Below are 21,447 nucleotides of genomic sequence, written 5' to 3'. Positions count from 1 at the left end.
GGAGAACAGCCGCACATATTTGGACGCATGAAGTGTCGCACGAGTCGGACTTTTTTACCACCCTCTACATTTAGGCAGCCAGCTGAGGCCCCTATGTCCCTCGTGCATCATCCGGAAACAGCTCCGGCATGGGCTCGGAAGGCCTCCGCTTCCCAAATCCAATCAGGCTCACCACTTCCAACGACCGGACAGCCGCCCGGGGCACATAAATCCGCTGGGTATTTGATCGCTGGTCCGGCGGTGTCAGTAGCAGTCCCGCTCCGTCAATTAACGAGCGGTCATTTGCGGCCAGCCCCTCCAGTTCCTCGCCGTCTTCCAGTGTCATCCGCAGCCATATCCCCTTCAGCCGGGGCCGTACTGTAAACCGCTTGTGTAGCAGACGTTCCGGGTTCGCCTCTCCTGGTACGGCGGTTGACAAGTCCCGCACATAGCAGACCCACTTCACCGTCTCCCACGCAAACCGCAGCACCTTGCCGCTCTGGTCCAGAATCTCCAACTCTGCAGACTTACCGGGCAGGGAAGCCGGCGCATACCCCGCGAACCAATCGCGGGCGAACCTGCGTACAATCACGGGTTTGCGCTGGGAGGACACGAATGAATCTTCGCACGAACCTGCTGTTTTGGGGATATTTGCTTAGGTTCCGCGCGAAGATTCAAGAGCAAATGACGAGTGACGAAGGGCGAGCGAAGCTGCCGCAGTCTCCCATTCGTCCTCCGTCACTCATCATTCGCCCCTACTTTAGTGCAATTCCCATCTAGCCATTCCTTGTAAGTTGTGTTAATGTACACCTTTGCAAGCCGTGCCGGGTGTCGCGTAAGCGTAAGACCTTAAGGCACTTGGAGCGGAAGCAGGTACCCCTCAATGCCCGATTACGTCTACCTCTTGGAAAACCGGCTTTCTGCCGATCAGCAAAACGCCCTGCACATCCTTCGCGAGGCCGCCCGCGATGCGGAACTCCTCCTTTTTCTCACCGGCGATGCCGTCCGTGACCTGACCAGCGGTCATGCCGTTCGCGACCTGGAAGTGGCACTTCAGGGAAATGCTCTCAAGTTGAAGAAAAAGCTTGAGAAGGCCGGCGCCAAGGTCTGGGGCGAAGACGAAACTTCTCGTACGCTCTATCTCGCATTTCCGGGTACGATCCGCGTCGATCTCGTCAGTACGCACCGCGTTGACTACCCCAAGCCTGGCCAGCTGGTCTATCACTTCGCCACTATTCAGGACGACCTGCGCCGCCGCGATTTTACGGCCAACGCCATGGCCATCTCTCTGAATGAAGGCTCTTACGGCCTGCTCATGGACCCCCTCAACGGAGCCGCCGACATCGAGGCCCGAACCCTCCGCCTCGTCTCCAATTACGGATTTATTGAGGACCCCTCGCTTCTTATCCGCGCTACCCGTTTTAAGGTGCGCCTCGGCTGGGAACTCGATCCCCGCTCACAGCAGCGCTATGAGAACGCTAAAGCCGACGACACCATCGACTATCTGAATAAGGTGGCCCGCAGCCGCGAGCTTGAACAGATCGGCCACGAGGACGACAGCCTGAGAATTCTCGAAGCCTATGAGGCCGAAGGCTGGATGAAGTATCTCTTTCCGGCCTGGACACACGCCAAAGCCGACGTGGCCAAGCTCAACACCCTCCACGACCTTCGTGTTGAGCTGCTGCTGCAAGGCGTTCACGCGGATATGTCGGCGGCTCAGATGCAGTTGCTCACCGCCAAACTGCAGCCGAAAGATGTCGCAGCGCTTAAAAAGGCCCTCCTGCGTCCCGGCTTCGTCGAAGAGTGGAACGGTCTTGATGCTGCTGCGGCTGGCTTCTCCAAGGTGCTACTCGCCAAGGAAAACCAGCAGCCGTCCAAGCTCTATAAGCTTTTCACCACCTATGATCCCGAGGCTGTTCTCTGGCTCGGCTTTACGGCGAAGGAATCCGCAGTCAAGAATCGCTACGAAAAGTTCCTCAAGGAATGGCCGCAGATCAAGCAGCAGATTCCCTATGCCCTGATGCTCGAAATGCGCATCAAGCCGGAGCTGCCGATCTACAACGAACTCGTGCACTCCATCTTCCTTGAGTTGATTGATGGCAAGCTCACCACGACGGAGGAGATGAAGGCGTTCCTTGAACCACATTCTCCGCCGCCGCCCCCGCCGCCGCCCACCATCAAGCGTCAGCGTGGTCGGCGTGCCGCAGAAACTCGCGTTAAGGATTACGACGAGGATGAAGAGGAGTCCGCAGGCTCTTCATCGGACGAAGACCTCGACGACATGGGCGGGGAAGACGATATTGGTCTCGGCATGTCCAAGGCTGATCTGGACGAAGATGAAGAAGCCGACGACTTGGAAGACGCTGACGAGGAAGAAGACATTCCCGCGCCCCCCAAGGCCAGGAAGCCCGCTCCCGAACCTGCACCGAAGCCCGCCAAGTCAGCGCCGAAGCCAGCCCCGGTAAAAGCTGCTGCACATGCACCAGCCAAGCCCGCGCCCGTTGCGGCCAAGGTTGCGGAGCCTGCTCCGAAGAAAACGGCAGCCCCTGCAAAGGCCGTCAAGCACGCGCCAGCCAAGGCTCCGGCTAAGAAAGCTGTTGCTCCGGTAAAGGCCAAGCCCGCGCCGGCAAAGAAGGCTGCCAAGCCAGCTCCCAAGCCGGTAGTGAAAAAGGCTGCGCCCAAGGCTCCGGCCAAGAAAGCTCCGGTCAAGAAGGCGACTTCCAAGGTTGTTCCGCATAAACCTAAAAAGGTGATGCCGGCAAAGACCAAACCGAAGCCGCACGCGCCTTCCAAGCCTGCCAAAAAGCACGCAAAGAAGCGCTAATAAAGAACAGCGAAAAGCAAAAAGCCTCCAATCATTCAACATGGTTGGAGGCTTTTACTTTTTCCGCTCAAATCTCGCAGCGTCGTGCTATCGTCAGGTCAATCTCTCTCAAAATTTATTGGCACACGCAGACGCACCTCCGCGCATGCCGATACAGACAGGCTCATGCAATGCTGCTTGAGAAAATGCCGGTAAGGTTAGTAGCGCTCTCGGCGTCCGCCGCCGCCACCCGAACCCTTGCGGGCCGTGTAGCAGTCGCGGCAGAAAACCGGACGGTCGCCACGCGGCTCAAACGGAACCGTTGTGGGCTGGCCGCATCCCGAGCAAATAACCGGGGTTCCATGCGACGGCGCCGACGAACGGTATCCGCTGCTGTCTCCACCCTGGCTGTTCTTCTTGGCCATACGGCAGGGTTTGCAGCGTTTAGGAGTCGAGTAACCGCGTTCCTGAAAGAACGCCTGATCGGCAGCGGTGAAGGTGAACTCCTGCCCACAATCGCTGCAAGTAAGTTGGATATCGCCGGACATGGTGACCTCGTGCAGATGTATTGCCAACTGTACCACTGTTTTTCTACTTTTTGCGTAATTTTAGGGTTTTAATGAGAATCGCCTATCTGCTTACCTCACTCGGCGTTGGCGGCGCGGAACGGCAGGTCATTGGTCTGGCCCGCCGCATGGCTCAGCGTGGTCATACGGTTAAGCTCTTTATTCTGTTGCCGCACGGAGAGCACGACTGGTTTGTGAGTTCTAATTCGCAGTTTGAAATTGTGCATCTGAACGTTTGCAAGCGGCCTCTCAATATATTTCAAGCGCTTGCAAAAGCGCTAGAAGAACTCCGCGCCTTTCGCCCCCACCTCATCCATAGCCATAACTTCCACGGCAATCTCGCCGCCCGCATTCTGCGGCCATTTCTTTCGCAAACGCCTGTGCTTTCCACCATTCACAATGTTTATGAAGGAGCATGGCCGCGCATGCTCGCATATCGACTGACGGACCCATTGAGCCAGCGCACTATTGCCGTGAGCGAAGCCGCCCGCGAGCGTTACATAAGACTCCGCGCTGTTCCCGCAGTCAAAATCAGCGTCATCTCCAACGGCATAGAAGTGTCAGCGTTCACTCCGAACTCTGAATGCCGCGCCGCAACCCGCACAGCGCTCAAGCTGCGGGATGAATTTCTCTGGATAGCCACTGGCCGCCTTACATCTGCCAAAGACTACCCGGTGCTCCTACGCGCTTTTGCTGAGATTCGCGCCACAACGCCCACGGCAAAACTCGCCATCGCTGGAGCCGGAGACCCAGCTTACGCCGAACACCTGCGAAGCCTGGCCAATTCTCTCGGACTCAACAGTGCAGTTGATTGGCTCGGAATCCGCAAGGATATCCCCGCGTTACTTGATGCTGCCGACGCATTTGTTCTCTCTTCCGCGTGGGAGGGAATGCCTCTGGCTCTCGGCGAAGCCATGTGTATGCAGAAGCCCGTTGTTGCTACGAATGTAGGCGGGGTCAAGGAACTGGCTGGGGCCGCTGCCAAACTCGTCCCAGCGCAAAACTCCGAAGCCCTTGCCGCGGCCATGCTCCAAACCATGCAACTCACCGCGCAGCACCGCGAAGCAATTGGCCGCGCCGCCCGCAATCGAATCCTTGAGAGCTTCAACATGGACACGCAATCTCTTCTGTGGGAACAGGTCTATGAATCCATGTCGCACAAGCGGTAGCGTGCCTGCTTTCACCGGCTGGAAAAGACAAAGATATTGCCATCCGGGTCTTTGAATTTTGCCATCGTGCCCCATATTTCCTTGCGTGGCTCTTCTTCCAACTCCACGCCATTTGTTTTCAAAATTGCCGATGTTGCAAAAACGTCATCGCACCAAAAGGTCATTGGTTGAAATCCACCAATGCGGCCCTCATGTCCCGGCGGAGTAAACAGCGCAAGGTTCACAGGCGAGCCCGGAATCGACAGCTCTATCCAGCGCTGTCCCGGCCCCATTTGTTGGTCGGTAGCTACTCGAAAGCCAAGTTTTTCCGTATAAAACCTGAGCGAAACGTCCTGGTTGCTTACTGGAATGCTGACAATTTTAAGTCCGCGAATCATAGGTCCTCCCGAACTAATCGGACAATAGCCTGCAACTTTCGCGAACGCAATCGGGTAGCAATTGCTATAGCATCTATTGGTACAGCAATGACAGATCTCGATGATTATGTGACGAATGTGCTTATGCGCGACCTGATCGGGCATGACAAGCGCCCAGTCGTGTTCGTCGTCTATCTATAGCTGACTGCGGAAGAGCAGCGCCGCAGCGGCTCGGTGCAAATCAGCTATCAGGATCTGGCGGAATCTGTCGGTATCTCCCGCAGTTCCGCGCAAGCAGCAGTGAACTGGCTCCTTCGGCGTAAATTGTTGGAAGCCACTCGCACAAGCATCACGGCAACCCCAACATACCGGGTGCAGACACCCTGGAGGAAAGGGAAATAAGTTCGTTCTGCGCAGCAAGCGCCTGAACCATCCCGCAAACTATCGAATTGCCTAAATGTTGGTATACTAGTAACGTGACTTCAACTGTGCTCGATACCATCGCAACCGGCCCCGAAAACGGTTCTTCCGCAGCCCAGAAGCGAGTTCTCCTTCTCAAGCCCCGCGGTTTCTGCGCCGGCGTTGTCCGCGCTATTGACATTGTCAAGATTGCCCTGGAAACCTTCGGTGCGCCTATCTATGTTCGCCGTGAAATCGTCCACAACCGCTACGTAGTCAATGAATTAGCGGAAAAAGGCGCGATTTTTGTTCATGAAATCGACGACGTTCCCGATGGCCAGCGCGTGATCTATTCCGCGCACGGTGTATCGCCTGCCGTCCGCGAGCGCAGCAAGGGCCGCAATCTTAAAGTGATTGACGCCACCTGCCCGCTCGTCACCAAGGTTCACATCGAGGCCGTCAAGTTCGCTAAACAGGGCTACTCGCTGGTTCTCGTCGGCCATCGCGACCACGATGAAATCGAAGGCACCTTCGGCGAAGCGCCGGACGTAACGCAGATCGTATCCAGCCCGGAAGAAGTGGCCACGCTTGAGGTTCCCGATCCGAACCGTGTTGCGTATCTCACGCAGACCACGCTTTCGCTCGACGAAGCCCGCGACATTATTCAGGCGCTCAAGATCAAGTTTCCGAATATCGCTGGTCCGCACTCGCAGGACATTTGTTACGCCACGGAGAACCGCCAGACTGCGGTTCGCAACGTCGCGCACCAGGCAGACCTGGTTCTCGTCGTCGGTTCGACCAACAGCTCCAACTCCAACCGCCTTGTTGAGGTTTCGCGCAACCTTGGCACCCATGGTTACCTGATTGATAACTCCGCAGCTATTGATCCAAAGTGGCTGCAAGATGTCAATAATGTTGCAGTTACGGCTGGCGCGTCCGCTCCGGAAATCCTCGTGGAAGACGTTGTAAATTATTTGCGTCTAAACGGCTTCGGAAGCGTCGAAGAAGTAGAGGTTATGCCGGAAAATGTGCGTTTTGGTCTGCCGCCTGAGATTGTTCAAGCTATCGGCAGTGCAGGCGGGGGACAGTCCGTTCCGGTGCAGTAATTGTAGAGAAGACGGCTGTGAGAACATTTGGGGGCTCATGCCGTTAGGAATCAGTGGAAATATTTGACGCGCCGCTCAAGAATATTCCGGCGCGTCTTTCCGTTAGGTTGCGGTTAAGCAGGTTTTGTTCTGGTTTTAGACCGCGTCTCCCCCAGAGAGGGTATTGAAGACCGCATGAGCATACAGCAAGGCAATCAGCAGTCCGTCGCATCCCCTGTTGTTCCTAAATTCGGACGTCTCGACGCGGACCTGGCTGACGTAGATGCGGCAATAGGCCGCTCGGCAAACTATCTTCTCTCCAAGCAACATCCTGATGGCTACTGGTGCGGGGAACTCGAAGCCGACTCCATGCTGGAAGCCGACTACATCTTCCTTCATGTGTTGCTCGAATCCGGTGATCCCGGCCGCCTCAAGCGCGCCTACACCGAGATGATGCGTTACCAGAACGAAGATGGAAGCTGGAGCATCTATCCCGGTGGGCCGGGCAACATTTCTCTCTCCGTGAAGTGCTACTTCTCCGCCAAGCTCATGGGCCTTACTGCGGATGCGCCGGAACTGGTCAAAGCGCGGGAATGGATTCTCGCGAACGGCGGCGTCATCGAGTGCAACACCTTCACCAAGATGTATCTCTGCGCGCTCGGCCAGTACGACTACGACGCCGTGCCTGCCATTCCGCCGGAGATTGTTCTCTTTCCCAACTGGTTCTACTTCAACATCTACGAAATCTCTTCGTGGTCGCGGTCGATTCTGGTGCCGCTGGCCATTATGTATGCGAAGAAACCGTTCAAGAAGATTCCGCCAGAGCAGGGGATTAACGAACTCTTCGTTGGGGGCCGCGAGAATGCGATTTTGCACCTGCGCATGGATCGCAAGAAGCCTATCTCGTGGCGGAATTTCTTCCTGGTTCTCGATCGCCTGATGCACTGGTCGGAGCGGGTGCATATTCGTCCGCTGCGCTCGCTGGCGATCAGGCGCGCGGAGAAGTGGATGCTGGAGCGGCTGGAGATGACGGATGGACTTGGCGCTATCTATCCGGCCATGATGAACGCGATTATTGCGCTGCGCTGCCTGGGCTATTCGGAAGATGATCCGCAGGTCATTCGCGCTCGCGATGAGTTTGAAAAGCTTGGCATTGAAGAGCCGGCCAACGAGCATATCGCGGAGACCTTCCGCATGCAGCCTTGCATGTCGCCAGTCTGGGATACGGCGCAGGCGGTTACTGCACTTGGTGATGCCGGTATTTCGCGTACCGATCCCCGCCTGCTCAAAGCCGTGGACTGGATGTTGTCGAAGGAAGTTCGGCATAAGGGCGACTGGGCGGTTAAGGTTCGCAACACGGAGCCGGGCGGCTGGTACTTCGAGTACAACAACGAGTTTTATCCGGACACGGACGATACGGCGCAGGTGCTGCTGGCGCTGAGCAAGGTGGACAATCCGCGCGAGCGTTATCAGCATGACGTTGCGCAGCGCGCCATTGATTGGGAGTTCGCCATGCAGTGCAGGAATGGCGGCTGGGCCAGCTTCGACAAAGACAACACGAAGATGATCTTCCAGTACATTCCCTTTGCGGACCACAACGCGATGCTCGATCCGCCGACGGTGGACATCACTGGCCGCATGCTGGAGATGCTGGCGACCTATGGCTACACGCGCGACGATAAGCGTGTGCAGAAGGCCATCAATTTCATCTTCAAGGAGCAGGAACCGGACGGAAGCTGGTTTGGGCGCTGGGGCGTCAACTATCTTTACGGGACGTTCCTGGTTCTGCGCGGGCTTGATGCGATTGGCATGGATCACAACGAGCCGCAGATTCAGCAGGCTGCCGAGTGGATTCGCATGGTGCAGAACTCCGATGGTGGATGGGGCGAAACCTGCGGCAGCTACGACGATCCCAACCTGCGCGGCACCGGCACCAGCACGCCTTCGCAAACGGCTTGGGCTCTGCTGGGCCTGTTGGCTGCGGGCGATGATCGCTCGGACTCAATTGCCAAGGGTGTTCGCTGGCTGTTAACTCGTCAGGAACAGGATGGCGGCTGGGACGAATCGATGGGTGAAGGCAAGATTCGGCAGGCTATCATTACCGGAACGGGCTTCCCCAGAGTCTTTTATCTGGCGTATCACATGTACCGCCAATACTTCCCGCTGATGGCGCTGACGGCCTACAAGCGGGCGATGGAACGCACCAACTAGCGTTGCTGGTTGTGCATGAGTTTTGTAAGGGCACGACTTTGGTCGTGCCGAAAGAGCCGGAAATTTCGCGGGGCTTTAGCCCCTGAGGGATAAACAAACGATGGCAGTTCCTATCTCCCAGATGTGGACGGTAGCAAGCTACGTAGTCAAGCAGCATCTCAAGGGCAACAAGCGTTATCCGCTGGTGCTGATGCTCGAACCGCTCTTTCGCTGCAACCTGGCCTGCGCCGGTTGCGGCAAAGTGCAGTATCCGCCGCACATTTTGAAAAAGCAGCTCACGCCGGAAGAGTGTTTCCACGCGGTGGAAGAATGCGGTGCGCCGATGGTGTCCATTCCCGGCGGTGAGCCGTTGCTGCATCCGCAGATCGTCGAGATTGTGAATGGGCTCATTGCGCGCAAGAAGTACATCTATCTGTGCACCAATGCGCTTGAGCTGAAGCGCCGTCTGCACGAGTTCACGCCGTCGAAGTACCTCACGTTCTCCGTGCATCTTGATGGACAGCGTGAGCATCATGATTTCTCCGTTTGCCGTGAAGGCGGCTGGGACCTTGCTGTTGAAGGCATCAAGGAAGCGGTGAAGCGCGGCTTCCGCGTTACTACCAACGCGACATTCTTTGATGGCACCGACCCCAACTCTGTGCGCGCCTTCTTTGATGAAGTGATGGACATGGGCGTTGAAGGCATCGTGCTTTCGCCGGGCTACAGCTACGAGATGGCCCCCGATCAGCACCGCTTCCTCGGCCGCGCCCGCGTGCGCCGCATGTTCCGCGCCATCTTGTCGAACCGCAAGAAAAGCTGGAAGTTCAATATGTCGCCCTTGTTCCTGGAATTCCTCATGGGCGACCGCAAGTACGAGTGCTCTCCGTGGGGCAATCCTGCGTACAACATCTTTGGCTGGCAGAAGCCGTGCTACCTGTTGCAGGATGGCTACGCAGAAACCTTCCAGGAGCTGATGGAGACCACGAAGTTTGAAGAGTACGGCGTGGCCAGCGGTAATCCCAAATGCGCCAACTGCATGGTGAGCTGTGGCTACGAGCCCACTGCAGTCACGGAAGGCTTTACCACTCTCAAGGGCTTCTTCGGCATGGTGAAGGGAACCTTCTCCAGCTACAAGGACGAGCACGCCGCCAAGCTGCTTGCCGACTGGAAGAGCGAATCGCACACGCCTCTCGTGCAGATTGAGTCCGCACGCGCATTAGAGGAGACCAACGCATGAGCGCCGAAGTCCTGAAATACACCATGGACCAGATCGAGTCCATGGAAGTCGCACCCGGCACCGAGCACGAAAAGCTCGAAGGCTGGATTCCCGAGATGGCCACGGATGAAGAAGTGCGCAACGCGCTTGAAAAGGCCTTCGACTATCGCGGCGATGTGAGCATCACGCTCAAGTCCGGCGAAAAGCTCGACGCCTTCATCTTCAACCGCCAGACCGGCAACACGCTGTCTGATTCCTGGGTTCAGTATTTCATCCCCACGGCTCCGGAAAAGCGCAAGGTAAGCTATGCCGAAATTGCGCGTCTTGAGTTCAGCGGCAAAGACCGCGCCGCAGGCAAGCACTGGGAAGACTGGGTCAAGGCGTACAACGAACGCAAGGCCGCAGGCGAAAAGAACATTGCACTGCATCCCGAAAAGCTGGATTAACAAGTAGAGATCAAAGATCAGCGGTCAGAGATCAGAGGATTTCTGGCCGCTTTTTCACGGTTCCAAACACTCAATAGTTTGTATGCAGATTTAGAATTGGCTTCGGCTTAGAAAACGGATTTCTGACCTCTTATGAAAGTTTTTATTACCGGCGCGACAGGCTTTGTTGGTCACCATGTGGCGAAGGCTCTAGCCGCACAGGGCGCTGAACTCCGTTTCCTCGTTCGCAAATCCAGCAATCTTGCAAACCTCGAAGGCATCTCCGGCGAAACCGTAGTAGGCGACCTCCTCAATGCTTCTACCTACACGCCAGCGCTGCAAGGCTGCGATGCGGTAATGCACGTAGCCGCCGATTATCGCCTCTGGATTCGCGACCCCGAAACCATGTACCGCGCCAACGTGGACGGCACGCGTGATCTTCTCCGTGCTGCTCGCGAAGCCAATGTCCGCCGGGTCGTCTACACATCCAGCGTAGCCACCATGCACTTCCGCACCGACGGCGTTACCGTCAACGAAGACACGCCCGTCTCGCTCGCAGACATGGTAGGTCATTACAAACGTTCCAAGTTCCTCGCCGAGCAGCAAGCCATCGCCGCAGCGCAGGACGGCCAGCAAGTCATCATTCTGAACCCGACCACGCCCATCGGTCCCAACGACTCCAAGCCCACGCCCACAGGCCGCATCTTCGTGGACTTCCTCAATGGCAAATTCCCGGCCTACATGGACACCGGCCTCAACCTCGTGGATGTCGCCGAAGTCGCCAAGACCCACGTAGACGCGCTCACAGTAGGCACGCCGGGCCGCCGCTACATTCTCGGCGGAGAAAACCTCACGCTCAAGCAAATCCTCGACAAGATGTCCGCCATCACCGGCATCCCATCGCCCAAAGTAGAAATCCCCTTCGCCGTAGCTGCCACCTACGCCTTCTTTGAAGAAATCATCACCGGCCGCATCCGCAATAAGGAGCCTCGCGCCACGCTCGAAGAAGTCCGTATGGGCCGCAAAAAAATGTTTGCCTCCAGCGCGAGAGCCCAGCAGGAGCTAGGCTTCCGCATCGCTCCCGTCTATCCCGCCATGCGTGCCGCCATCGAATGGTTCCGCGCCAACGGTTACGTGACAAAGGAAACAGCCAGGCAGGTCCAACCATGACCCGCGTAGCCATCATCAGCGCCTTTCCCGGCGAGCTCAAGCCGTTTGTCAACGGCTGGCCGCACAGCACCCGCGACGGTATTCACTTCTGGGCGCAGCGCAATGAAGAAGAGGAATGGATTGCCGCCTGCGCTGGAGCAGGCCAGCAAGCTGCCACGCGCGCTTTCGCAGCCCTCGAAGACGGTGGCCCCATCGACCTCGTCTTCTCCATCGGCTGGGCCGGAGCGCTCCGCGCTAACATTCCCGCAGGCTCCGCACATAACGTAGCCGGAGTCATCGACATCCTTACCGGCCAGCGTTTCCGCTGCGACGCCGAAGCCGGCAACCTCTGGCTCGCCACATCCGACCGCGTAGCCGACGAGCCTGAAAAGCTCCACATCGCCTCCACCTACAACGCCGCACTCGTAGACATGGAAGCCGCTGCCATTGGCCGCCTCGCCGCCGCGCGCGGCATCCCGTTCTATGCCATCAAGGGCGTCAGCGACCCGCTCCACGCCAAACTCCCAGACTTCAACGCCTTCCTGACGTCCTCAGGCCAGCTCCAGACCACTAAATTGATTCTCCATATCCTCCCGCGCCCCTGGCACTGGCCTGCACTCATACAAATGGGCGAAAATAGTAACAAGGCGGCCCGCAACATCGCGCAAACCCTGGGTGAATTTCTTACTGCGCAGGACGCCGCTAACTAACGCCATGGCTACACAAACCGTTACTTCGCAATCGAGCGCCGCAAGCGCCATCCCCGACACCATGCGCGCCGTCGTCTATCGCGGCATCAATGACCTGCGCCTTGAAACCGTTCCCGTGCCTGAAATCGGCCCCGGCGAGCTGCTCGTCAAAATCGCCACCTGCGGCATCTGCGGCACTGACCTCAAAAAAATTCATCTCGGCTCGCACTCCGCCCCGCGCATCTTCGGCCATGAGATGGCAGGCACCATCGTAGCCGCTGGAGAAGGCGTCACCAGATTCGTCGTAGGCCAGCGCGTCATGGTCTACCACCACGTCCCCTGCGGCAAGTGCTTCTACTGCCGCAAAGGCACGCCCGCGCAATGCCCGCTCTACAAGAAGACCGGCGCAACCGCGGGCTTTGAGCCCTCCGGCGGAGGCTTCGCTGAATACATCCGTGTCATGGACTGGATCGTCGAAGGCGGCGGAGTAGTCGCCATCCCCGACGGCATTCCTTTCGAGCAGGCTGCCTTCATCGAACCGCTCAACACCGTCTACAAAGGCGTCAAGCTTCTCAATCTCGAATCCGACGACACAGTGCTGGTAATCGGCCAGGGCCCCATCGGTCTCATGCACGCCGTCCTTGCCAGCCACACCGGAGCACGCGTTCTCACTTCCGACCTCTATCCCGAGCGTCACGCCATCGCCGAAAAATTCGGCCTCAAAAATTACATTGACGCCGGTAAGGGAAACGTAGTTGAGCGCGTCAAAGCAGAAACGGAAGGCCGAGGCGCAGACGCTGTAATCCTCGCCGTCGGCGGCAACGCCCTCATCCAGCAGGCCATGGACGCCTGCCGCATGGGCGGCAAGGTCATGCTCTTTGCGCAAACGCAGCACAGCCAGGCAGCATTTGACCCGGCGGAAGTCTGCATGAACGAAAAGACACTGATGGGTTCCTATTCGTCTTCGTTCGATATCGCCGATGAAGTCGCGGATCTTGTATTTAACGGATACCGTAATGGCTTGGATTTAACGCAGCTGATTTCACACCGCTTTGCTCTCGAAGACGCCATTCAAGGCGTAGACATAGCCTCGCACCCCAAGGCAGACTCCATGAAAATCATGGTGGAGACAGCGCCAGGGGCAGGAAGGGAGTAAGTCATGGCATCCACCATGCAAGCCGCCGTCCTTCACGGGCGCGAAGACATACGCATTGAGCAGGTTCCCGTACCAAGCGCGGCCTCCGGGGAGCTAATCGTGCGTGTGGGCGCGGCGCTCACCTGCGGCACGGACCTGAAAGTCTTCCGCCGCGGCTACCACGCTCGCATGATTGTTCCTCCCGCACTCTTCGGCCACGAGCTCGCAGGAACCGTAGTGGAAGCAGGCGAAGGCGTAACAGGATTCCAGGCAGGTGACCGCGTAGTCGCGCTTAACTCTGCTCCGTGCGGCCAGTGCTACTTCTGCCAGCGCAATCAGGAGAACCTCTGCGACGACCTGCTCTTCAACAATGGAGCCTACGCCGAATACATTCGCGTTCCTGCGCGCATCGTCGCCAAAAACACGCTGCATGTTCCCGCTCATGTTGCTTTCGAGCATGCTGCCCTCACCGAGCCCTTAGCCTGTGCCGTCCACGGCTTTGTGGACTCGCACGCAAGCCCCGGCGACACTGTAGCCATCATCGGCGGCGGTCCGCTCGGTCTCATGATTCTGCATGTAGCTGCGCTCGCCGGCTGCGAAGCTATCGCGCTCGTTCGTCACGATGGACAGGCCGAAGCAGCCAAACAACTCGGCGCTGCACATGTCGTGCAAACCCGCAGCATCTCTGACGCAATCAAGCAGACCCGGGCACTCACGCCCAACAATCGTGGCGTTGACATCGCAATTGAAGCCACCGGACATCCTGACGGCTGGCATGAAGCCGTCGAACTCGTTCGCAAAGGTGGCACCGTCAACTTCTTCGGCGGCCCGGCTGCCGGAACGCAAGTCAAGCTCGACACCAATCTGCTCCATTACAACGACATCACATTGCGCGCCACCTTCCATCACACGCCGGCCATCTGCCGCCAGGCGCTCGAACTCATATCAGGTGGCCGCTTTCAAGCTGGCGCATTCATTACCGGCCATGCGCATCTCTACGAGCTAAACCGCGTCTTTGAAAAGCTCATGAACCGCAACAGTGAAATCAAAACGGTAATCGTTCCCTAGAAGGCTCTCATGACTGCGGCAACTGAAACATCGAATCAAGCGCTAATCGAGCAGGGCTGGGCCGCGCTTCCCGCGTCCTATCGCATTCCGGACGTTGCGCCCACGCTCGCCGAAGCGCAGGCCTATTGCAAAGTCCTCTCTGAGTCGCACTACGAAAACTTCCATGTAGCCTCATGGTTTCTGCCCAAAGCTCTGCGCCCGCATTTTCATTCCATCTATGCGTACTGCCGCATCTCGGACGATCTAGGCGATGAAGTTCCCGAATCCGCGCAAGCCCTCGCGCTTCTCGACCTCTGGGGCCGTGAACTCGATGCTTGTTATGAAGGCCGTGCCCGCCATCCTGTATTCGTCGCACTCGCGGAAACCATCCGCCAGTGCAGTATTCCCAAAGAACCTTTTGCGGATTTGCTCGTTGCTTTTCGTCAGGACCAGACCGTCAAGCGCTTCGCCACTATGGACGACGTGCTTGCTTACTGCCGCTACTCCGCAAATCCCGTTGGCCGTCTCGTCCTCTATGCCTGCGGTGAAGTAAAGCCTGAAGCGCAGCAAGAGTTCTTCCGCCTCTCGGATGCAACCTGTTCTGCGCTGCAGCTTGCAAACTTCTGGCAGGACGTAAGTGTCGATTGGCAAAAGAACCGCGTCTACATTCCGCAGGTAGACATGCAGCGCTTTGGAGTGACCGACGCAACCATCGAGCAGGGAACTGCCACGCCCGAATTCCGCGCTCTGCTCAAGCACGAAGTCGATTACGCCCGCAGCCTCTTCACACAAGGCCTTCCGCTCATCGGCAAGGTGAATCGCGATCTCGCACTAGACCTCGATCTCTTCAGCCGTGGAGGCCTTGAAATCCTTCGCGCCATTGAACGTCAGAACTACGATGTTCTCAGCGCGCGTCCTGCCATTACAAAGAGCACCAAGCTGCAACTCGCGCTCCGCGCCGTCAGCAGCAAACTATTTCCATTCGTGCGTCTGGGGAAGGCAGCTTGACCGCAACCATGACAACTTCAGCGCTCACACTTACGAGCGCCTATGCGATCTGCCGCGATATCGCCAAGCGCGAAGCGAAGAATTTTTATTACTCCTTCGTTGCTCTGCCCGCACCGCGCCGTGACGCCATCTGCGCCATCTATGCCTTCATGCGCAAGGCCGACGATCTCGCAGACGACGAGTCCCTCCCGCGCGAAACCCGCCGCAAGAATATCGACACATGGCTTGCCGATTGGCACAATGCCGCCAGCGGCGCGCCAACAACTGACCCCGTTTTCTTCGCCACCTGCGATACCATCCAGCGCTTCAACATCCCTCTAAGCCTGCTCGATGAACTCGTAGCAGGCACAACAATGGATTTAGAAAATGCTGCAAGCGATGCCCCTGACACCTATGCAACATTCAACGACCTTTATCGCTACTGCTATCTCGTAGCCTCGGTCGTAGGCCTCGTCTGCATCCGTATCTTCGGTTACACCGACCCTCGTGCAGAAAAATTTGCGGAAGAAACAGGCATCGCATTCCAGTTAACGAATATACTTCGCGACGTGCAGGAAGACGCCGAGCGCAATCGCGTCTATCTTCCTCTTGAAGACCTCGCAAAGCACAATGTACCGCTCGAAGCGTTCTTGCGTCGTAAGCCGCAAACACCTCCAAACACGAATGAACGTGCCCTGCTGGCGGAAATTGCGCAACGAGCCGAAAGCTACTACAAATCCGCGCTGCAACTCATGCCGCTCATCAACAAAGAGAGCCGCCCCGCGCTATGGGTGTTAGTCAACATCTACCATAGCCTGCTCAAGCGCATTCGCAGCGCAAACTACGACGTATTCTCTGAGCGAGCCAGCGTACCGACGGCGCAAAAGCTAGCCACACTTGCCATTGGCATGATCCGTATGGGCATTGCGAGGCTCGGTCTCTAGCGCATGAGCACAGCCCCACAAGCCAACGCAAAAACTGTCGCAGTCATTGGCGGCGGTGTAGCAGGCATGAGCGCAGCCTGCGCTCTTGCCGAAGCAGGTTTTCGTGTTCAACTCATCGAGCGCAGAGGCTATCTAGGTGGCCGCGCTTCCTCGTACCTGCATCCCGGCGTCAATGAAGTTATTGATAACTGTCAGCACGTTCTCTTCGGCTGCTGTACCAATCTCATCGGCTTCTACAAGCGCATCGGCGTAGCAGACAAGATTCACTGGACCAGCGAGATGACGATGATCGCGCCCGGCGGCCAGCGCTCGCGTCTCGCGCCAAGCTCGTTGCCCCCTCCGCTGCATGGCCTCCCGGCATTGCTCAATGCCCAGGCCTTCACCGCTGCAGACAAGTTCGCAATCATTCGCGCCTTCAACGCCATGATGCGCATTGGCACAATTGAAGAAAGCAAAGAATCGCTTCTCGAATGGCTTCATCGCTACAAGCAGCCTGAAAATGCCATCAACCGCTTCTGGCGTCTAGTCATCGCCAGTGCATTGAATGCCGAGCTCGATCGCATCAGCGTCTCCTACGCCGCCAAGGTCGTGCGCGAACTCTTCCTGAACTCCGCCGAAGCCGGCAGCATGGGCATGAGCACCGTGCCTCTCAGTGAACTCTACAAAAACGCCGAGCAGTTCCTCACCGCGCGCGGCTCCAGCGTCCTCTACAACACCAACGTAGAAGCACTCAGCTATAGCGAAGAATCTCACTGGGCCATCAAAACCCGCACCGGGCCCGTTAAAGCCGATTACGTAATCCTCGCATTGCCCTTTGAAGCACTCGGCAAGCTATTGCCGAACATGCCGCAAGCCGAAGGTGTTGATAAGCTCGCTAAGCAGATTGCCCAGCACGAACACTGGCCCATCTGCAGCGTGCATCTATGGTTTGACCGCGAAATCACAGAACTAGATCACGCCGTTCTGCTGGACCGGGAACTTCACTGGCTCTACAACAAGAGCAAACTGCAGCCGTGGCGCAAAGTGCAGGGAAGTTATGTAGAACTGGTCGTCAGCACATCGCGCAGCTTCGCTGCATTGGAACGCCAAGAAGCAATCGACCTCGCCATAAGGGAACTGGAAGAATTTTTCCCCGCTACCCGCGAAGCGAAGCTCGAAAAGGTAGCGCTCATCAAGGAAGTCCGTGCGACTTTCGGTGTGCATCCCGGCATTGACTCTGCACGCCCCAACTCAATCTCGCCGTGGCCTCATCTTGCGCTCGCAGGAGACTGGGTAGCCACAGGCTGGCCATCCACAATGGAGAGTGCTGCACGGTCTGGACATCTAGCTGCGGGAGTCGTATGGGATTTTGAAAAACTCTGGACGAAGTATCTTGAGATCGATCTCAAACCCAAAGGCCTGATGCCCATAATCTATAAGCTGGTAGCTAAGAGCTAGAAGCTTATAGCTGCTTCTCAATGCACCAGAAAATAAACCCCAATACAGATCAGCACAGCCGCCGTCCATCTTCGCTTATCCACGTTCTCATGCAGAAAGAACTTCGCGGCAATCGCATTGGTGACCACCGTAAGGGAAGCCGAAGCCGGCGCAACCAACCCCAGGCTCAGATGATTCAGAGCAAACAGCAGTGAGAAGAACCCCAGCGCCAGAAATCCAACCCCGGCAAAGAATAACGGGCACGTCAACACAGCGCGAATCGCACCCTTCATTCCCGAGCGCTCGCGGATCACATCAAGGTCGCCAATCGACTTCATCGCAGCCGCGGTCAGCACTTCGCCAGCCGTGGAAGCCACAATAATCGCTGCAATCATCGCAGCGCTAAGCCAGGGATGCGCGGAGACAGCGGAAGGGGAGAGAATCGTCATCGTGCTTTCTCCTCTTCCATCGAAGTAGCGGCAGCCACACTCTCACCGGGCAACTCCGTACGTGCTGGCCCCTGCGCCACAAAGCCCACGCCCACTGTAATCAGTAGCACGCCAAGCCAGCGCTCCAGCGAAACCTCTTCCTTGATCCAGAACTTCGCCAGCAACTCCACAATCATGTTGCCGAACGCGGTAGCAGGCAAAACAAAGGTAAGGTCAGCCCATGAAAGCGCAGTCAGGTAGCTGGCAAAGAAGCAGATCAGCAACGCAATTCCACCCGCAATCCACGGCGTAAAAACAGCCGCAATCAGGGATTGTGGATGTGTCAGGCTGATTTGCGGAATAGCGCTCATGCCGCGAAACAGGCAAGCATCTCCCAGCGGCGCACAGATGGCTACCAGTCCGAGTATTACCCATTGTCCGAAAGAAAGTTTCGCCTGCCCCATCCCCAAACTGCCAACCCCTCAACTGCACTTCAATGAATTTCCAAACCAAATACGAAAGGAGGGCCGCCGCAATGGGTGGCCCTCCTGAATAGATGCACGACAAAGCGATTAGACACTGGCTCCTGCTGGAGATGTTGGCTCGGCCTGCTTACTGCGAGCATCTTTCACCATCTTGTTGCGCTGTGCGCGCAGCTTGAGGAATGCCTTGGCCTCGACATACAGGCGCGGCACATCGCGATTGATAATCGCCTTCCAGATAACGCGGAACGCCGCCTTGGGACGGAAGTAGTACTCGTCATAGAAACGATGCACCATCTCCATCACGTAATCAACGGGCAGGCCGGGGTATTCAATGTGTGCCATCTGGTGGCCGCCCCCGTCTTCCATACGCTCATTCGTGATAAAGCCGTTGCTCTTCGCGAAGTCGTAGAACTCCGTTCCGGGATAGGCGTGTGCAATCGAAACCTGGATTGTTTCGCAATCAAGCGTCTTCGCAAAGTTGATCGTGTTGCGAATCGACTCCTTCGTCTCACCCGGAAGGCCAAGAATAAAGTCGCCGTGAATCACAAGGCCAAGATCATTGCAGTCCTTCGCAAACGCCCGAGCGCGCTCAACCGTAGCGCCCTTCTTGATGTTTTTGAGAATCTGCGGATCGCCCGACTCAAAGCCCACGATAAGCAAGCGGCATCCCGCTTCCTTCATCGCCTTCAGTGTCTCGCGGTCGGTCGTTACGCGGGAAGTGCAACTCCACGTCAGGCCCAGTGGCTTCAGCTTGGCGCAAAGCTCGATCGTGCGTGCCTTCTGAATGTTGAAGGTGTCATCGTCAAAGAAGAACTCCTTAACCTCAGGGAAGTTCTCCTTTGCCCACTTCATTTCAGCGGCCACGTCGTCAGTAGAACGACGGCGCCACGCGTGTCCACTCAGCGTCTGCGGCCACAGGCAGAACGTACACTGTGCCGGGCATCCACGCGAAGAGTAGAGCGAAATATACGGGTGCAGCAGGAACGGCACGTTATAGCGCGTCACGTCCAGGTCACGCTTGTAAATCTGCGTAGCCCAAGGCATCTTGCTGAGCTGATCCTCATCCACTTGCGGGCGGTCAGGATTGTGCAGAATCTTGCCATCCTGCTTGTAGCTGATGCCAAGAATTTCATTGAGAGGCTTGCCGTTGGCATACTCCACAATGGAAAAGTCAAACTCGCGGCGGCAGATGAAGTCCAGTACCGCGCACTCATTCAGCGCGCGCTCAGGGTCCGTCGTTACCGGCGGTCCAACAAACGCAATGCGAATCGAAGGATTCGCAGCCTTGATCGCCTCGGCAAGACGCTGGTCGCCCTCCCAACCCACGGTCGAAGTGAAGAGCACCAGGAACTCGTAGCTCTTGCAAATCTCAATCGTTTCCTGCGCGGAGATATGGTGCGGCGGCGCATCCAGCAGGCGCGAGCCCTCAAGCAATCCCGCAGGGTAAGCAAGCCAAACCGGGTACCAATACGACTCAATCTCGCGCGTTGCCGGCCAACGCGAGCTGGCGCCACCATCGAAATTCTCGAAAGACGGCGGGTTCAAAAATAGTGTCTTCAAAGGCATAGGCATCTCTCTTATTTTACCATTCAGTAACTTTTTCAGCTTGAATGGCGCGGCCATTTTCGGCCATGGTGCAGTTACTTTGCATGGACCTCGTTGAGCCAGTCTTCGATATGTCCTAGAGCCCGCAGCAGTTCCAGCCGGGCCTTGGAAAGCTCGAAGCCAGCTTCCAGCGAGTCAGTAAATTTCTGCCGCTCATCAATCCGGGCCAACTGCCCGGTCTTGGGAGCAGTCTGGGGCTGGTTTGGCCCCCCACTAGCGTTTTCCAGTTGCACGTTCACAGTCTTCAACTGGTCCGCGGCAATCTGTTGCTTCAGGTTTGCAACCTCTTCCATCGCATCCAACTCGCGCAGTGTTCCCGTCAGTTGGGCAATGGCTACATCGTTTTGATGTTCCGCCTGCTCTGCTTCAACTCGCGCCCTCAGCGCATCCGCTGCGGATTCACGGCCTTTTGCACGATGAACCATATCGAACAGCGGCACGGAGATGTTAACCCCGGAAGCAAAGTTATCGGCAGGCAGGCCACCTACGAAGTAATTGTTCACATTATTCAGAAGCTGTGTATCGCGGTTGTACTGCGCAAAGAAACTTAGCTGGGGGAAGAAATTTGTATCCCTGTCTCCGTGAGCCAGTTGCTCCCGCGAATCCGCATTCAACCGCGCAGCTTCAATCCCCGGCAGCGTGCGTGCTGCAAGCTCTCCATGCACAGCCGGAATCTCCGGAATGCTCCCATGGTCTGGCGTAATCGAGCCCACAGGCAGCGCAGTCAGCACCGCAAGCTGCTTGGCAAGAGTTCCCGCACGAGTCTCCAGGTGCAGCCGTGCCAGCTTAATCTGCGCAGTCGTCAGCTTTGCCTGCAGCAGCTCACTCAGAGGATCAACGCCAGCCTCCGCGCGTTCCTGCTCAATCTCGACCAGCCGTTCGGCAAGCGCCTGCTCCTGCTTAGCCGCTACAATCTGCTGGTTCACAGAATCAAGCTCGATGTACGCAGTCGAAGCATCCAGCGCCGATTGCTCAAGAGCATCCTTGAGACGCACATTGGCGGCTTTCAAACCCGTGCGGGCCGCATCGATGTAATGCTTTTGCGGAATACTGAATACCAATGATTGAACAGTCACGCTGAAAATAGATGGCGGCTGTCCGGTAAAGCCAATCTCAGGAAATGTCGGAATGCCGGTAGCAAACTGAACCGACGGAATCACAACATCCTTGCTCTCGGCCAGCGCAGCTCTTGCCTTATCCACATCCGTAAGGGCCAATTTCACGGTGCTTGAATTCCGCTGCGCCAAATCCACCACGGTCCTGAGCGAAACCTGCGCCCCACCCAGGACAGGGAAGAGCAACACCCCCGCGGCAAGCAGGGAAGCAGCCAATACCGGACGAATTGAATCTTTCTTTACTCGCATTCTTCCGGCC

At 57.0% G+C, this 21,447-nt stretch carries 21 protein-coding genes; 14 read left to right on the top strand and 7 right to left on the bottom strand.

Going from position 1 to position 21,447, the window contains the following annotated elements:
• Positions 1 to 91: 91 nt before the first annotated feature.
• On the bottom strand, positions 92 to 571 hold the full coding sequence (locus tag AC5S3R_RS05550) for a DUF6982 domain-containing protein (protein ID WP_494266015.1): 480 nt from the start codon (positions 569 to 571) through the stop codon (positions 92 to 94).
• Positions 572 to 594: 23 nt separating this feature from the next.
• On the opposite strand from AC5S3R_RS05550, the gene AC5S3R_RS05545 reads away from it, so the two are divergent.
• On the top strand, positions 595 to 759 hold the full coding sequence (locus AC5S3R_RS05545) for a hypothetical protein (RefSeq protein WP_494266014.1): 165 nt from the start codon (positions 595 to 597) through the stop codon (positions 757 to 759).
• 103 nt (positions 760 to 862) lie between these two features.
• Positions 863 to 2,803, top strand: coding sequence for a tRNA nucleotidyltransferase/poly(A) polymerase family protein (locus tag AC5S3R_RS05540; RefSeq protein ID WP_494266013.1), 1,941 nt, complete (start codon positions 863 to 865; stop codon positions 2,801 to 2,803).
• Between the two features lie 197 nt (positions 2,804 to 3,000).
• Here AC5S3R_RS05540 and AC5S3R_RS05535 read toward each other — a convergent pair whose 3' ends face one another.
• On the bottom strand, positions 3,001 to 3,330 hold the full coding sequence (locus tag AC5S3R_RS05535; protein WP_494266012.1) for a zinc-ribbon domain containing protein: 330 nt from the start codon (positions 3,328 to 3,330) through the stop codon (positions 3,001 to 3,003).
• A gap of 71 nt (positions 3,331 to 3,401) precedes the next feature.
• Between AC5S3R_RS05535 and AC5S3R_RS05530 the strand changes: the two genes are divergently transcribed.
• Positions 3,402 to 4,517 carry a glycosyltransferase gene (locus tag AC5S3R_RS05530; protein ID WP_494266011.1) on the top strand — a complete coding sequence of 372 codons (1,116 nt, stop codon included), beginning with the start codon at positions 3,402 to 3,404 and terminating at the stop codon, positions 4,515 to 4,517.
• 11 nt (positions 4,518 to 4,528) lie between these two features.
• On the opposite strand, the gene AC5S3R_RS05525 is transcribed toward AC5S3R_RS05530, so the two are convergent.
• On the bottom strand, positions 4,529 to 4,894 hold the full coding sequence (locus AC5S3R_RS05525; protein WP_494266010.1) for a VOC family protein: 366 nt from the start codon (positions 4,892 to 4,894) through the stop codon (positions 4,529 to 4,531).
• Between the two features lie 455 nt (positions 4,895 to 5,349).
• Between AC5S3R_RS05525 and AC5S3R_RS05520 the strand changes: the two genes are divergently transcribed.
• The 11 genes from AC5S3R_RS05520 (at position 5,350) to hpnE (ending at position 17,576) form a co-directional block, all read left to right on the top strand.
• Positions 5,350 to 6,378, top strand: a complete 1,029-nt coding sequence (locus AC5S3R_RS05520) for a 4-hydroxy-3-methylbut-2-enyl diphosphate reductase (protein WP_494266009.1) — start codon at positions 5,350 to 5,352, stop codon at positions 6,376 to 6,378.
• 174 nt (positions 6,379 to 6,552) lie between these two features.
• Entirely contained in the window at positions 6,553 to 8,568 is a 2,016-nt protein-coding gene (gene shc, locus AC5S3R_RS05515) for a squalene--hopene cyclase (RefSeq protein ID WP_494266008.1), read from the top strand.
• Positions 8,569 to 8,668: 100 nt separating this feature from the next.
• Positions 8,669 to 9,784, top strand: a complete 1,116-nt coding sequence (gene hpnH / locus AC5S3R_RS05510; protein ID WP_494266007.1) for an adenosyl-hopene transferase HpnH — start codon at positions 8,669 to 8,671, stop codon at positions 9,782 to 9,784.
• Complete coding sequence (locus tag AC5S3R_RS05505; protein ID WP_494266006.1) at positions 9,781 to 10,209, top strand: hypothetical protein; 429 nt, start codon at positions 9,781 to 9,783, stop codon at positions 10,207 to 10,209. The genes hpnH and AC5S3R_RS05505 overlap by 4 nt, the downstream gene beginning before the upstream one ends.
• Positions 10,210 to 10,341: 132 nt before the next feature.
• Positions 10,342 to 11,358, top strand: a complete 1,017-nt coding sequence (gene hpnA, locus AC5S3R_RS05500; protein WP_494266005.1) for a hopanoid-associated sugar epimerase — start codon at positions 10,342 to 10,344, stop codon at positions 11,356 to 11,358.
• Complete coding sequence (locus AC5S3R_RS05495) at positions 11,355 to 12,047, top strand: phosphorylase family protein (RefSeq protein ID WP_494266004.1); 693 nt, start codon at positions 11,355 to 11,357, stop codon at positions 12,045 to 12,047. The genes hpnA and AC5S3R_RS05495 overlap by 4 nt, the downstream gene beginning before the upstream one ends.
• A gap of 4 nt (positions 12,048 to 12,051) precedes the next feature.
• Positions 12,052 to 13,182 (top strand): zinc-dependent dehydrogenase, encoded by a 1,131-nt coding sequence (locus tag AC5S3R_RS05490; protein ID WP_494266143.1) that lies wholly within the window; start codon positions 12,052 to 12,054, stop codon positions 13,180 to 13,182.
• Positions 13,183 to 13,185: 3 nt separating this feature from the next.
• Positions 13,186 to 14,229 carry a zinc-dependent alcohol dehydrogenase gene (locus tag AC5S3R_RS05485; RefSeq protein WP_494266003.1) on the top strand — a complete coding sequence of 348 codons (1,044 nt, stop codon included), beginning with the start codon at positions 13,186 to 13,188 and terminating at the stop codon, positions 14,227 to 14,229.
• Between the two features lie 9 nt (positions 14,230 to 14,238).
• Positions 14,239 to 15,216: a squalene synthase HpnC gene (hpnC, locus tag AC5S3R_RS05480; RefSeq protein ID WP_494266002.1), complete on the top strand. Its 978-nt coding sequence runs from the start codon at positions 14,239 to 14,241 to the stop codon at positions 15,214 to 15,216.
• Positions 15,217 to 15,224: 8 nt separating this feature from the next.
• The gene (locus tag AC5S3R_RS05475) at positions 15,225 to 16,139 is read left to right on the top strand and encodes a phytoene/squalene synthase family protein (protein ID WP_494266001.1); all 915 of its coding nucleotides are present in this window, start codon (positions 15,225 to 15,227) and stop codon (positions 16,137 to 16,139) included.
• Positions 16,140 to 16,142: 3 nt separating this feature from the next.
• Complete coding sequence (gene hpnE, locus AC5S3R_RS05470) at positions 16,143 to 17,576, top strand: hydroxysqualene dehydroxylase HpnE (RefSeq protein WP_494266000.1); 1,434 nt, start codon at positions 16,143 to 16,145, stop codon at positions 17,574 to 17,576.
• A gap of 17 nt (positions 17,577 to 17,593) precedes the next feature.
• Here hpnE and AC5S3R_RS05465 read toward each other — a convergent pair whose 3' ends face one another.
• From AC5S3R_RS05465 to AC5S3R_RS05450, 4 genes are all read right to left on the bottom strand, one after another.
• On the bottom strand, positions 17,594 to 18,004 hold the full coding sequence (locus AC5S3R_RS05465) for an EamA family transporter (protein ID WP_494265999.1): 411 nt from the start codon (positions 18,002 to 18,004) through the stop codon (positions 17,594 to 17,596).
• Positions 18,001 to 18,447: an EamA family transporter gene (locus tag AC5S3R_RS05460; RefSeq protein ID WP_494265998.1), complete on the bottom strand. Its 447-nt coding sequence runs from the start codon at positions 18,445 to 18,447 to the stop codon at positions 18,001 to 18,003. The genes AC5S3R_RS05465 and AC5S3R_RS05460 overlap by 4 nt, the downstream gene beginning before the upstream one ends.
• 108 nt (positions 18,448 to 18,555) lie before the next feature.
• Positions 18,556 to 20,034 carry a hopanoid biosynthesis associated radical SAM protein HpnJ gene (gene hpnJ / locus AC5S3R_RS05455; RefSeq protein ID WP_494265997.1) on the bottom strand — a complete coding sequence of 493 codons (1,479 nt, stop codon included), beginning with the start codon at positions 20,032 to 20,034 and terminating at the stop codon, positions 18,556 to 18,558.
• Between the two features lie 74 nt (positions 20,035 to 20,108).
• On the bottom strand, positions 20,109 to 21,437 hold the full coding sequence (locus AC5S3R_RS05450; protein WP_494265996.1) for a TolC family protein: 1,329 nt from the start codon (positions 21,435 to 21,437) through the stop codon (positions 20,109 to 20,111).
• Between the last annotated feature and the right edge of the window lie 10 nt (positions 21,438 to 21,447).

It is taken from the genome of Occallatibacter sp. FHG110214_02 (genome assembly GCF_059115385.1).
This window is presented reverse-complemented; position numbering and strand designations above follow the sequence as displayed.

Excerpts from the sequence above, each read along its gene's own strand:
- AC5S3R_RS05545 (WP_494266014.1), top strand. The coding sequence starts at position 595 with ATGAATCTTCGCACGAACCTGCTGTTTTGGGGATATTTGCTTAGGTTC.
- AC5S3R_RS05540 (WP_494266013.1), top strand. The coding sequence starts at position 863 with ATGCCCGATTACGTCTACCTCTTGGAAAACCGGCTTTCTGCCGATCAG.
- AC5S3R_RS05535 (WP_494266012.1), bottom strand. The coding sequence starts at position 3,330 with ATGTCCGGCGATATCCAACTTACTTGCAGCGATTGTGGGCAGGAGTTC.
- AC5S3R_RS05530 (WP_494266011.1), top strand. The coding sequence starts at position 3,402 with ATGAGAATCGCCTATCTGCTTACCTCACTCGGCGTTGGCGGCGCGGAA.
- AC5S3R_RS05525 (WP_494266010.1), bottom strand. The coding sequence starts at position 4,894 with ATGATTCGCGGACTTAAAATTGTCAGCATTCCAGTAAGCAACCAGGAC.
- shc (WP_494266008.1), top strand. The coding sequence starts at position 6,553 with ATGAGCATACAGCAAGGCAATCAGCAGTCCGTCGCATCCCCTGTTGTT.
- hpnH (WP_494266007.1), top strand. The coding sequence starts at position 8,669 with ATGGCAGTTCCTATCTCCCAGATGTGGACGGTAGCAAGCTACGTAGTC.
- AC5S3R_RS05505 (WP_494266006.1), top strand. The coding sequence starts at position 9,781 with ATGAGCGCCGAAGTCCTGAAATACACCATGGACCAGATCGAGTCCATG.
- hpnA (WP_494266005.1), top strand. The coding sequence starts at position 10,342 with ATGAAAGTTTTTATTACCGGCGCGACAGGCTTTGTTGGTCACCATGTG.
- AC5S3R_RS05495 (WP_494266004.1), top strand. The coding sequence starts at position 11,355 with ATGACCCGCGTAGCCATCATCAGCGCCTTTCCCGGCGAGCTCAAGCCG.
- AC5S3R_RS05490 (WP_494266143.1), top strand. The coding sequence starts at position 12,052 with ATGGCTACACAAACCGTTACTTCGCAATCGAGCGCCGCAAGCGCCATC.
- AC5S3R_RS05485 (WP_494266003.1), top strand. The coding sequence starts at position 13,186 with ATGGCATCCACCATGCAAGCCGCCGTCCTTCACGGGCGCGAAGACATA.
- hpnC (WP_494266002.1), top strand. The coding sequence starts at position 14,239 with ATGACTGCGGCAACTGAAACATCGAATCAAGCGCTAATCGAGCAGGGC.
- AC5S3R_RS05475 (WP_494266001.1), top strand. The coding sequence starts at position 15,225 with ATGACAACTTCAGCGCTCACACTTACGAGCGCCTATGCGATCTGCCGC.
- hpnE (WP_494266000.1), top strand. The coding sequence starts at position 16,143 with ATGAGCACAGCCCCACAAGCCAACGCAAAAACTGTCGCAGTCATTGGC.
- AC5S3R_RS05465 (WP_494265999.1), bottom strand. The coding sequence starts at position 18,004 with ATGACGATTCTCTCCCCTTCCGCTGTCTCCGCGCATCCCTGGCTTAGC.
- AC5S3R_RS05460 (WP_494265998.1), bottom strand. The coding sequence starts at position 18,447 with ATGGGGCAGGCGAAACTTTCTTTCGGACAATGGGTAATACTCGGACTG.
- hpnJ (WP_494265997.1), bottom strand. The coding sequence starts at position 20,034 with ATGCCTTTGAAGACACTATTTTTGAACCCGCCGTCTTTCGAGAATTTC.
- AC5S3R_RS05450 (WP_494265996.1), bottom strand. The coding sequence starts at position 21,437 with ATGCGAGTAAAGAAAGATTCAATTCGTCCGGTATTGGCTGCTTCCCTG.